Source organism: Pseudanabaena sp. FACHB-2040 (assembly GCF_014696715.1).
In the GTDB taxonomy this organism is placed as follows: domain Bacteria; phylum Cyanobacteriota; class Cyanobacteriia; order Phormidesmidales; family Phormidesmidaceae; genus JACVSF01.
The window spans coordinates 1-12,018 of sequence record NZ_JACJQO010000018.1 but is presented as its reverse complement, the minus strand read 5'-3'; the positions used below and the strand labels follow the sequence as shown (position 1 = coordinate 12,018).

The 12,018-nt window shown below is 54.6% G+C and carries 7 protein-coding genes and 1 pseudogene; 3 read left to right on the top strand and 5 right to left on the bottom strand.

Annotated elements, in window-relative coordinates; all coding sequences use genetic code 11:
- Window positions 1-1,643 precede the first annotated feature (1,643 nt).
- Window positions 1,644-2,654, top strand: a pseudogene (locus H6G13_RS19620) (DUF4912 domain-containing protein); the annotation flags it as partial.
- Between the two features lie 28 nt (window positions 2,655-2,682).
- Here the strand turns inward: H6G13_RS19620 and H6G13_RS19615 are convergent.
- The 4 genes from H6G13_RS19615 to H6G13_RS19600 form a co-directional block, all read right to left on the bottom strand.
- The gene (locus H6G13_RS19615; protein ID WP_190485961.1) at window positions 2,683-3,492 is read right to left on the bottom strand and encodes a hypothetical protein; all 810 of its coding nucleotides are present in this window, start codon (window positions 3,490-3,492) and stop codon (window positions 2,683-2,685) included.
- A gap of 105 nt (window positions 3,493-3,597) precedes the next feature.
- A complete protein-coding gene (locus H6G13_RS19610; protein ID WP_190485959.1) occupies window positions 3,598-5,889 on the bottom strand; it encodes a DUF3769 domain-containing protein in 2,292 nt (763 codons plus the stop codon).
- Window positions 5,890-6,031: 142 nt separating this feature from the next.
- Complete coding sequence (locus H6G13_RS19605; RefSeq protein ID WP_190485957.1) at window positions 6,032-6,148, bottom strand: photosystem II reaction center protein I; 117 nt, start codon at window positions 6,146-6,148, stop codon at window positions 6,032-6,034.
- A 128-nt stretch (window positions 6,149-6,276) separates the two neighbouring features.
- Entirely contained in the window at window positions 6,277-7,434 is a 1,158-nt protein-coding gene (locus H6G13_RS19600) for a hypothetical protein (protein ID WP_190485955.1), read from the bottom strand.
- Between the two features lie 43 nt (window positions 7,435-7,477).
- On the opposite strand from H6G13_RS19600, the gene H6G13_RS19595 reads away from it, so the two are divergent.
- Window positions 7,478-10,675 (top strand): alpha-mannosidase, encoded by a 3,198-nt coding sequence (locus H6G13_RS19595; protein ID WP_190485953.1) that lies wholly within the window; start codon window positions 7,478-7,480, stop codon window positions 10,673-10,675.
- Between the two features lie 177 nt (window positions 10,676-10,852).
- Here H6G13_RS19595 and H6G13_RS19590 read toward each other — a convergent pair whose 3' ends face one another.
- Window positions 10,853-11,662, bottom strand: coding sequence for a glucose 1-dehydrogenase (locus H6G13_RS19590; RefSeq protein WP_190485951.1), 810 nt, complete (start codon window positions 11,660-11,662; stop codon window positions 10,853-10,855).
- Between the two features lie 146 nt (window positions 11,663-11,808).
- Between H6G13_RS19590 and H6G13_RS28475 the strand changes: the two genes are divergently transcribed.
- The coding region (locus H6G13_RS28475; RefSeq protein WP_206756532.1) for a hypothetical protein at window positions 11,809-12,018 on the top strand (210 nt) is incomplete at its 3' end.

Genomic DNA, 12,018 nt, shown 5'->3' with positions numbered 1-12,018 from the left:
GAGCAAAAGTTCTCATTAGGTAAGAGCATGAGGCTTTGCATTTAAGGGGAGGCGCAGAGGAAAACCTATCTTGATTAGATAGGTAGATCAGAACCTTTGAATCTCCATTGACGGGTCAGGCGAATACTGCGATATTTAGCGTGTCTCCTTTTATAAAGTTTTAAATAAGCGGCCCACTCTGTAGGCTCACCTGATTAAAAATGCGCCATAAATCTCCTATTCTGGCAGCCTTACTGCTTTCTGCTTGTCTCCCTCAAGCAGCCGCTTTTCCCGCAGGTCAAGCTCAAGCCCTACTGTCTAAGATTGCACTGGAGACAGGCAGCTATGATGAAGCGATCGCATCTTCCCTAACTAACGACGTTGCTACTTCTTTAAGCCATGTCACTGCCGCTCAGGGCCAGGATATTATTGCTGCCCGTCCGCAGGAAGACGCTGTAGCTGCCGGTGCTCTGAGAGTTGTTGCTCAGGCTCATGAGACAATAGCCACCGCTCCCACCTCGCCCGCTGATTTTGAGGTTGCAGCAGGACCGAATGGAACGGATCGGACCCAGAATCAAGGCGGTTCAACCTGGTTGTGGATTTTGCTGCCCCTGGGACTTTTAGGCGGTCTTCTATGGGGCCTAATGCGCAGGCGTACCCCTGCGGTTACCCCTGTCGACGACGGAGTTACGCCAATTCCTCAGCCTCCCACCACGCCACCAGTTGGCCCTAGCGCTGCCCCCCCGGCTATTCCTCAGCCAGAAGCTGCCCCTATCGAGTCTGATCCAGTATTGGCTGATTTTGAACCCACGCCCCCTACACCAGCAGTAGCCGAGTCAGCCCCCATTGAGCCCAGTCCAGTACCAGCTGACGCTGAGCCCGCACCTCCCATATCCGAAGCTCCCCCCGTTGAGCCTAATCCAGTACTGGCTGACTTCGAGCCTACTCCGGTACCAGCTGATGCTGTGCCCTCCACGCCGGCAGTGGCCGAGTTGACCCCGATTCCACCTGCACCAGATCCTATTGAGCCTAGTCCGGCACCAGTTGAACCCGCTGTCTCTGCTCCAGAAGCCGTCCCCACTGAGCCTGAGCTAATCCTGGCTGACTTTGATCCTAGTCCGGCATCAATTGAACCTGAACCCACTGCCTTTGCTCTAGAAGCCGTCCCCACTGAGCCTGAGCCGATCCTGGCTGACTTTGATCCCATCCCAGTATCAGCTGAACCTGAACCCGCTTCGACTCCAGAAGCTTTCACTACCGAACCTGAGTTAATCCTGGCTGACTTTGAACAGGTTCCCTCTATCCCAGAAGTAACCGAAGCAGATCCCGTTCCACCTGCCCCTGCACCGCTATCAGTTGAGCCGGAACCAACGACAGCAGCAGCACCAGCGGTGCCCGAGGCACTTGAATCCGAGGTGGTTGAGCCCGAGGTACTTGAGCCCGAGCCAGCGCCTCAACCCGCGCGGCCCTCGCCACAACCACCAGCCGAACCTCCTTCTCCCTACCTGCCTACAAATCCCCTAATGGCGAGCGCAGCAGGTCTGGCCGCCGGAGCAGGCGCAGCCGGACTTGCCGCTGGAGCCACGGCTGCCAACACAGAAGACCAGTCCATCATTGAGGCTAGCAAGTACAACGTAGTCGGTCGGCCAATCGAGGATCTAGATCTCTCTGATGTTGATCAGGGCTTGTCGGACTTGCCAAATGGCTACGGGGAAAGCCGTATTGTCCTATTGCCGCGCGACCCTCAATGGGCCTATGTCTACTGGGACACTCCGAGTGAGCACAAGGAGCAGCTTCGCCGTCAAGGAGGAGAGCGCTTGGCGCTGCGGCTGTATGATGTCACCGACGTAAACCTGAACTATCAAAATTCCCACAGCCTGCAGCAGTACGACTGTGAGGAGATGGCCCGAGACTGGCATCTGCCGATTCCGGTGAGCGATCGCAACTATCTGGCCGAAATTGGCTATCTCACTGCTGATAGCCGATGGCTGGTGCTGGCCCGCTCCAATACTATTCACGTTCCGCCCGTCTACCCTTCCGACTGGATAGAAGATCACTTCCTCACGGTGGGTTGGGATGAAGATTTGCGGGGTCAGACCCTATTCACCCTAGTTCCGCCCGAGCAAAGAGCCACTGGCACGTCTCCCATTCATGAAAGCCTGTTTGCCCTGGCCCAGTCTACCGAATCGCTTCGGGTAGCCGGTTCTCTGTTTGGATCTATGCAGCATGTTCCAGGTTCGCTGACTCCTGGCCAATCAGTCAGTTCCTACGGATTTCCTTCTGGCATAGGCCTTTGGGCCCTGCCAACTGTGTCTGGGGCCCTGCCAACTGTGTCTGGAGCTTTACCAACTCTTTCTGGGATCGGCTTTGCCGCCTCTATGCCGCCCATTCGTCCCCGTAAGTTTTGGCTGGTTGCTGATGCCGAACTGATCGTGTACGGAGCAACAGAGCCCGATGCCACAGTCACCATTGGCGGACAGCCGATTAGGCTCAGTCCTGACGGTACTTTCCGATTGCAAATGTCCTTCCAGGATGGCGTGATTGACTACCCAATCATGGCAGTTGCGACAGATGGAGAGCAAAGCCGCTCTATTCACCTATCCTTCGAGCGCGAAACGCCAGATCGCAACACCAACACCCAAGACGAAGCCCAAGATGAGTGGCCCACCCCTTAAATCTCCCCTTTCCAGGAACCTGATAGGGCTAAGAGGAGTGTTCGGGTCTGCGGGCCACTGCCTGCAATCGCTGATCCAGTTCAGTCGAGTTTACCTGAGGAACAAAGGTTTGAATGGGTTCAGGATGACCTGCACTCATATCGACCGGAGCGCCAAGCCAGCCTTCAGTTTTTTGGTGGAGTGAGGGCAACGGCTTGAAAGGCTCAATGCCCAACGGCCCCGGACTCGCCTCGGAGGAGGCTGTATAGACACCCGGATGATTTACAGACAGCTCAGCCCAAAGTTCTTCGGCTGGGCCGTCTGTGGATACAGCTTCGGAGGCAGCTTCTGGTACTGCGCTCTCCCAGGGATCTTCGACTGCTGGTGCTTCTATTTCTTCAGGGGATGGGTCGGGCGGCTGAGCCGAGAGATAGCCCCATTGACCAGGCTGCGGCTGGAGAAACGGATTGTCTCGATGGGGTGAGTCCGTTTCTTCAGCAGGCAAGGGGGCAGCGGGGAGCAGCGGTATACGCGGCTTTGTGGCGGGCTTTAGTTCACTGGTTGGCAGTGGGTTGGGAAATAGGACGGGCTGACCTGAGAAGATGGCTTCAAACTCTCGGTTGTAGTGACGCAGAGGCTGACCTCGCCGCCCCCACAAGCGCAAGATGTGATCGACGGAGAGAATTTTGTATCTGCCCTGATAAAGGGCTTCTACAATTGCGCTCTGAATCCACATCAGTTCAAACTGCTGTAGCCAGTCGGTCATCACTGCATCTACTTCACAGGAGCCAAGGTCAAAGTATTTTTCCAGCAGAATACAAACTTGTTCAATTTCTTGACGAGGGTCTGTGATTGCCATAACGATGGGCCTATCAGATAAACCCAGTTGAAGAATAACAAACCGTAGGTAGCATACCCCTACCTGCATCTTAAGGGCTGAGTCTCAAAAGTGACTGTTCATTCCTTAATAGTCTCGACTATCAAAGGGGCTACTACGTCCTACCCAATCAAAATTACTCAGCCGAAAGCCCAGATAGCCTGAGGTTTGGGCAGGATTGTAGCGAAGAAGAAAGCCATAGGCCCGACGGCTGTATTCAAACACCAGATCCGTTTCAATAAATCGTCCGGTGTCTAGGTTGAGTGCGGTTTGAAAGCCTGCTCGGAAGGGGCCATAAATCTGCTGTAGTAGCCCGCCCGAAAGTACGTTCTGGTCTACGTTGCGGTCAAATAGAAAAGGAGAGGTTGCCCCTCCTACAAAGGTTCTAGAATAGCCTAGATTGAACTGGGTATAGTCTAGAAATGGGCGAGAAAAATGACCAAACTGGCCTTCTAAACGAACACTCGCCGTTAGACTTTCCTGAAGATCGTCGCTGCTGTAATAAGTTGCAATCCCCCTTAGCCTGGTTGCTAGCTGGAGAAACGGCACGACTGGTCGGGGAGAATAGCGCAGCCCCTGGGTAGGCGTGGGCGGTAAACCCTGGCCCTGCCACAGCAAAAACGCCCGATCGAGAGTCGCGCTGCCCTGAAATCTAAACAGACTGGTGAGATTGCTAGCATTATTCGCTCCAATCAGTTCAGGGCGATCAGTCCCTGCCGTAACATATTGCCCCGATAGCTGATAGGTCAGATTAATTTGGGTATCTCCTAGCGGAACGACGGGCGACAACAGCACTGCCCCAAGGCTGGACTGGACATCCTGAAATCCCAAAGAACCGTTGAACAGGCGGTCGCGGTAGCTGTATTCCAAATTGAGGATGTGGTCACCAATTAGCTGCTGACCACGAACGCTAGCCCTCAGACGCTCGTTCAGGTTTGCGAGATCAAGCCCTGGCAGGCTGGCCGTAGCCGTTATTAACGTGCGGGGGCCAAGGGGGCCATTTAGAGAAGCAACTACCCCAAAGTTGGCCGGATCGGCAATATTGCTCCCAGACTCGGTGACCCACCTCTGCAGGTAAAACTGGGGCCTCACCGAGAGTTGCCACAGTCCCCCGGGACTAAAGGAAAATGCCCGTTCAACAAAGAAACCACCCCGATCCTGGCCATCTATCCCGACATTCGTTGGGATAGGGTTTAGCTCACTGGGGTCGACTTGTCCCCGCCGAAAAGTGATGCGATCGCGCAGCAGCGGAATGGAAAAGCCCTGGTCAAAAACCACTCGGGCATTGGTAATGACAAGCTCATCTTCTTCTGGGCTAATTGCAGTTAGTCGGGCGGTATCTCCCCTGAATTCAATCTCCGGCGGGGAGAAGGGGTCATTGGTCAGCCGAATGCCTTCGGCATACCAGCCAGTCGCATCAAAATCAATGCGCTCGGCCTCAAACCGCAGCCGGTTAATGTCGCCTTCCTCTCCGCCAGCCAAATTCCTGTTATCAGTTCCTAGGCTCAGGCCGCCGGGGCTGGTGACAGAGGAAATCGTTCCCTGCTCCTGGATAGGTCGGCTAGCTGGGGCTACAACTTGGGAGGAGGAGCCGACAACTTGAAAATCCGCAGAAAAGTCCCTTTCAACCTCGGTTAGAGACAGTTCTCCCTGGGCTTCGAGAATGCTGCCTGATCCTTGAAGCAGGTTATAGGTAGCAGAACTACCGGCAATAATCTGATTGTTGCGGTTGAAGAGGACATCTTCTTCGGCTCTGAGAAAACGGTTTCGCAGGTTGGCCCACAGCCGGTTGGAAAATAGCTGGGCATCACCAAACTGAACCTGCACGTTGCCAGAGGCGGTGACGATTTGGCTAGATGGGCTGTAGGTTTGCCGATCTGCCCGCAGCAGCAGCGGCGGGTTTTGGGTAGGCTCAGTAGCAGGCTCTGGACTGGCTGCCTCTAGTCCCGCCAAAGCTGGTAGAGGAAAGGCTCCGTCATTCCAGAGGGTTGAATGGTTGAACTGTTCAGTGGGTACTGGCGTTGGCGCTCCCACACCCTGCCCCAAGCCTGAATTGGGCTCGTTCGCTGGCGTATTTAAAGGCATCACGGGCGCTAGCGGATCTAGCGTCAGAAAGCCTGAGGTGGGAGAAATTCGAGGAATCTGGCTCGCCTGACTGCTCTCTAGCTGCTCTGAATCGAGCAAAAGGGAGTGGGCAGAAAAGCTCACTGGAGCTTCAGCTGGGTCAGGGCGAGGGGCTAACTCGGTGGGGCTGGCACTTGCTGAGAACGGCAGCGGGTCGTCGGCGTCTACCGAGCCGGTGCTTTCTGCCAGATGTGGCGATACCTCAGCCGCAGGGAAGACAGCTGGGATTTCCGACAGAATCAGCGGGAAGGGCATGCTTCTTCTTCAGGGCACTAAAAATAAAGCCCGTCAGAGCGGGCTTTGAGTACAAGTAGGTAGCTTAATCAGGGACTTTGCTCTGGCTTCTTTTCCGCTGGCCAACTTACTCACAGGGAGTAGGGGCCTTAGGAACCGACGCTTATTCTGAATCTTGACGTCCGGGGTTCCGAGCGGGGTCTCCATTGAGGAAGCCGAATACAAACAAAGACACAAAGAAGGTCACTACAAGGTAAACAACAATCTTAAGGGTCAGCATTGATGGCTCTCCAATGAATCAGCAACTGGAATTTGCAAAGTTATAGCTATCATATCGCCAAACGTCCTTTCCCCCTTAGGGATCAAGCCCATCTCCACGTCTTTTTAGAGGCTCTAAGGCGGCTAGGGCTAGAGGGTAAAGTGCGATCGCAACCAACTCCATACCTGCCCGGCCGAACTTTCTAACCAGAGCAGCCCTTTGTCGATCCACCGCAGCAGGTATACCAGCGGGTGGTCAACATAGTCAACCACGACGGCCTTAGCCTCGATCCAGATCGGATGGGTTTCGGAAGCAGTCGTAATCAGGCGATCAGACACTACCGTCACTTCTCCATCAGGATTGCCCTCAGAGCTGACGATTGACGAACCTTGCTTCAACTCCAGCGCACCTTGCCTGCCCATAGCCGGTAGGGTTAACACCGGGTCGGCTGCTGGCAGTAACGGCACTGTCTCCACGAAAGCGGTTTCGGTCATGACTAGGGGTTGAATGTGCGATCGCGCCTGATTCTGGCTCTGGAGTAAGCGAAGGGCTCTTTGATGTTGAACCATTTCCGCTTCTCCAAACAGGTCAGTCATCGTCGCCACCGGCCCCATCATCATCCACCGCATCAGATGGTGAAATAGCTGAACCGGCCACCAAGATCGCCGATTGAGAGAAGGCAGAGGTAGTCTGCCAGCCTGCAATCGCTGTTGCTGTCGCCAATGGTAGTGTCCCTGCTCTGCCAGGAGCCAGGCAATAGCTCGGCTCAAAGCAGCCTGTTCTTCTATAGACAGCAGATTCAACAGTTGGTTCCCGGCGGCCACCAGCACTAGGGAGCGATCTTCAAGCTGCGTTGCGATGCCTTGAATTCGGGTGCGCTGGGAGACTTTAGCCAGCCTTGACGACGAGAGATCAAGCGCCTGCCCAGCCGCCAGCACCAAGCCTTTGAGCGGAGCAGGCGGCAGATACCCTTCAAAGAGCGGGCTACTCGGCTGCTGCAGCCATCCCAGTAGGATCTTGATCGGCCCATCACTTTGATTGGGCTCAATCCAAGCGCGATGGAGCGCAGGCTGGCGCTGCCGCAGACGGCTCAGCTGACCCACCGGATCAGCCGCTGCAATTTTTCGATAAATCAGCCGCCCCGCCTGAAACCCAACATAAACCGGGTATAGCGTGACCTGCAAGGCCCAAGCAGCCCCTACCTGCAGCCGCCTCACAACCCGTTCGGCCCTTTGAGCCCAGCCGTGATAGGTTCCCAATAAACGGTTGATAGTTTGGCTTTGAAAGGAGCGTGACGAGGATGCCATAACCCTGCTTGAATGGCTTCAATGTCCCAATCTTACCGAAGTCATGACCACCTCTGGATCGCCTGCGCTACTTCCATCGCTTAAATTCATTGAGGACACCCTTCATCGGCTTCGGTCCCTCTCCCAATGCTCGGTTCTAGAGAGCTGGCGTTTTTTAGCAGATCCCCACGGCATCCATTCGCCCCATCAGCTGCCCGAGGAGGAATCCCTTCCCCTAGCCCCTTTGAACCAGCGGCACCACATTCCCTGGAACCGAGGTCAACAGGTTTTATGGCTTTATCAGCAGCTGCAGTGGCCGGCTGCTTTACAAGGTTTTTCCCTTCAAGGCTATAGGGTTAAGCTGGCGCTGCGCTGGTGGGCTGACCTGGCCGAACTCTATGTCAATGGGGCTTTGGTGCAAACGGGCGATATCTTTGACTGCTTCACGCGGCTGCCGCTCTGTGATGCTATCGTGCCCGGAGACTCGGTAGAGGTTGCTTTGCGGCTGGTTAGTCCAGGGCATGATGAGGGAGCTTTGGTGCGATCGCACCTCATCTTCGAGTCCACCCATGAAGATTTGCCTGAACCTGGCTTCGTTGCGGATGAACTGGCCGTGCTTTACCGATACCTCCAGCAGTTTGCCGCTGATCAGCTAGAAGACTTCTCTCAAAAGCTAACCATCATTGACTGGGAGCATGTAGACAATCGCCCCCACTTTCAGGAATCCCTCCAGGCCCTGCGTCAGCAACTCACCCCTTGGAGCACCTGGATCAAGCAGCGCCAAATCCATTGCGTCGGCCATGCCCATCTCGATCTGGCCTGGCTCTGGCCCGTTGCCGACACCTGGAATGCTGCCGAACGCACTTTTCAGTCTGTACTTTGCCTGCAACAAGACTTTCCTGAACTCACCTACACCCACTCCAGCCCAGCCCTCTTCGCCTGGGTGGAAGCGCATCGACCCGAACTTTTCCAGCGCATTCAGGAGCAGGTCAGACAGGGGCGGTGGGCGATTGATGCTGGGCTTTGGGTCGAGCCAGAGCTAAACATTATCGGGGGTGAATCGATCGTTCGGCAGCTTCTCTACGGGCAGCGCTACTGCCGGGAGAAGTTTGGCAAAGTCAGCGAAGTAGCTTGGCTACCCGATACCTTTGGCTTTAACTGGCAGTTGCCCCAACTCTTCACCCAGGGCGGCATCCGCTACTTCGCCACCCAAAAACTCCGCTGGAACGACACCAACCCCTTTCCCCACGACTGGTTCTGGTGGGAGGGTTTAGACGGTACCCGCATTCGCAGCCTCACGCTGCCGCTGATCGGCAGCGATATTGAGCCGGTTGAGATGGCACATTACGCCTGTGAATGGGAAGCGAAAACGGGTTTTTCCCAGAGCCTCTGGCTACCGGGAGTGGGCGATCATGGCGGCGGACCGACACGAGACATGTTGGAAAAGGCGCGCCGCTGGGCCGAGTCACCGTTTTTCCCAGAGCTAACTTTTGGCCATGTTGGCGAGTTTGTAGAAAAGCTAACGCCCTTGACGGCTGGAGTAGAGCAAACCACAGAAGAGAAGGACACGGTTCACGATTCTAAGAATTCGTCTCTTCCTGTTTGGCAAGATGAGCTTTACCTTGAGCTGCATCGAGGTTGCTACACGACCCACGCCGATCAGAAATGGTACAACCGCCGCTGTGAGGATGTGCTTTACCAGGCGGAGCTGTTCTCTGCTCTAGCGGCTTTAATCAGCCACCGGCCTTACCCCAAAGCTGAACTCGAAGCAGCTTGGAAAAACGCGCTGTTCAATCAGTTTCACGACATTCTGCCAGGGTCTTCGATTCCAAAGGTCTTTGCTGATGCCAATCAGCTGTGGGAGGAAGCGCTTCAGAGAGGAACCGTGATTTTGCAGGAGGCGTTGGGTGCGATCGCAACCCATCTCGCTCTACCCAATCCGCCCCAACCCGATGCCGTCCCGCTAATGCTGTTTAATCCCCTGAACTGGAAGCGCTCAGAGGTTGTTTCTATCCAGGCTCCCCATGAACCACAGCCAGGATACCGCTGGCAGGTTCAGGATGTATCCGGTCAGGTGCTTTCAGATTCTTCAGGAACATTTGAATCCAAAACTGTTCTCTTCTTAGCTGTTGCCGTTCCTTCTGTGGGGTACAGGCTTTTCTGGCTAGTTCAGACTCCAGCAGTAGAAACCGAATCCCCTCAACCTCCAAATCACTGGAATTTAGAAAACCCATTTATCAAAGCTGAGATTGATCCCAACACTGGAGACATCACCAGCCTCTTTGATAAGCACCATCAGCGGGAGACATTGAGCGGCCCTGGCAACCAGCTTCAGGCATTCAAAGATCAAGGCCAGTACTGGGATGCCTGGAATATTGCCCCCGACTACGCCGATCATCCCCTGCCCTCCGCTCAGCTAGAAGCAATCCAGTGGATAGAGTGGGGATCGCTGCGGCAACGGCTCCGGGTTGTTCGTCAGCTCAATCAGTCCACCTTCACCCAGGACTACATTCTCGACAGCCACTCACCCATTCTCAAGATTGAAACCGCTGTTGATTGGCAGGAAAGCCAGGTAGTGCTGAAGGCAAGCTTTCCGCTAACAGTGCAATCCGACCACGCGACCTACGAAATTCCTTTTGGTGCGATCGCACGTTCCACCCAACCCCAAACACCTCAGGAAAAGGCCAAGTGGGAAGTGCCCGCTCTGCGCTGGGCCGACCTCAGCCAAGACGACTATGGCGTGAGCCTTCTGACCGACTGCAAACACGGCTTTGACGCCAGCCCCCAACAGCTGCGGCTAACCTTGCTCAAAGCTCCCCTCTGGCCCGATCCCACCGCTGATCGAGGAAAACACCACTTCACTTACGCCCTCTACCCCCATCCCGGCAACTGGAAACTGGCTCAAACAGCTCACCATGCCCACAGCCTTAATCTGCCTCTACACAGCATCACTGCCTCCAACCAGCAGAGCCAACCTCAGCTAGAGGTGGGAGCCGCCGTGAGTTTTCTAGAGCTAGGAGACAATAACCTCATCCTGGCAGCCTTTAAGCAGGCAGAAGCGAACCCCCATCAGTTCATCTTGCGCTGCTACGAAGCTTACGGGAATCCAGGACACCTGACACTGCAAAGCCCCCTGCCCATCAACCTCGCTTCCCCCGTAAATTTGCTAGAAGATCCTCAGGATAGGCTTCCTGAAGACCCTCTCAAACTAGCCCCCTGGCAGGTAGCAAGCTATCAAATTCTCCCTGTCGACGAGCTTTGACACTAGTGGATCTAGGTCGCCATCAGAGTTGTGATCCTCCCGCATCGTTTCTCACTGGCGCTCACCCAAGTAGGGATTCTAACGACGCCAGTAAGCTTGACGGGTGCGGTCTTCCTCCAGCCTCCATTCTTCCACCGTCATAATTTTTCCTGGCTAGATAACTAAAGTTAAGTTCGCCTAGGCAGACCAAGGCTCCTGAAAATCGGGGTAAAGCGTTAAGCCCCCATCAATAAATAGAGTTTGGCCTGTAATATAAGTCGCCTCATCAGAAACTAAAAAGGCTACAGCTGCCGCCATCTCATCCGGCGTCCCCGCTCGCCGCATGGGAATGTGGCTCTCTACCTCAGCCTGTTTTTCCGGATCTTCGGTCCAGGCTTCATTGATAGGCGTCACCGTTGCCCCCGGTGCAATGCCATTGACTCGAATACCAGCCTTGGCATATTCCAGAGCCAGCGTTTTCGTCAAATTGCCCATTCCCCCTTTGCTCATGGAGTAGCTGATATACATAGGCCGAGGAATGATTTCGTGCACGCTCGAAATGTTGATAATGACGCCAGACTTGTTCGTTGCCAGAAAGTGCCTTAAAGCCTCCCGCGCACAGAGAAAAGCACCCCTCAGGTTGACGTTAAGCACCTGATCTAGCTCATCTGCCTCAATTTCGTGGGCAGCTTTTTCGGTTTGAATTCCCGCATTGTTAATGAGAATATCTAGCCCCCCCAACTTTTCAATCGTGGTGCCAACCATCTCAACAATGTCCGACTCCTTCGAGACATCCCCCTGCACCAGCAAGGACCGAACTCCGCAGGCATCTACATCATTACAAGCCTGACGCATTGCCTTTTCTTCAGTGTCTTCAGCCCCACTTGGGTCTTTGCGGTAGTTAATGGCAATGTTGCAGCCCTCTTGAGCAAGACGAATTGCGATCGCTTTGCCAATACCTGAACTCGCTCCTGTGACTAGAGCCGTTTTACCTTTCAGTCCTTTCATAAAACTTTGCTACTCCCCTATCTACAGAGCGTCAGCTTTGGAAACCCATTTTATGACAAGGGTTATGCTCCAAACCTCTAACCACAAATTAACACTGGCCTCCATTCCCAAGAAGCCTTGCAAATGTGACGGAAAGGTGACGTTAGTTGGCTCAGCCAGCAAAAAGGCTATTCCAACACTCATCCACAGAAGCTGTTCAAAGCAAAAGCCCTCATCCATTGAAGGAAGAGGGCTTTTGGAAGATAGACCAGGCATCGAGCTATTTTGACAAGGGGCAACCCCCTCACTATTTTCGCCGCTGCTGCGTTTCACGTTCCGAGTTCGAGATGGAGTCGGTGTGGGTCCACAGCGCCATT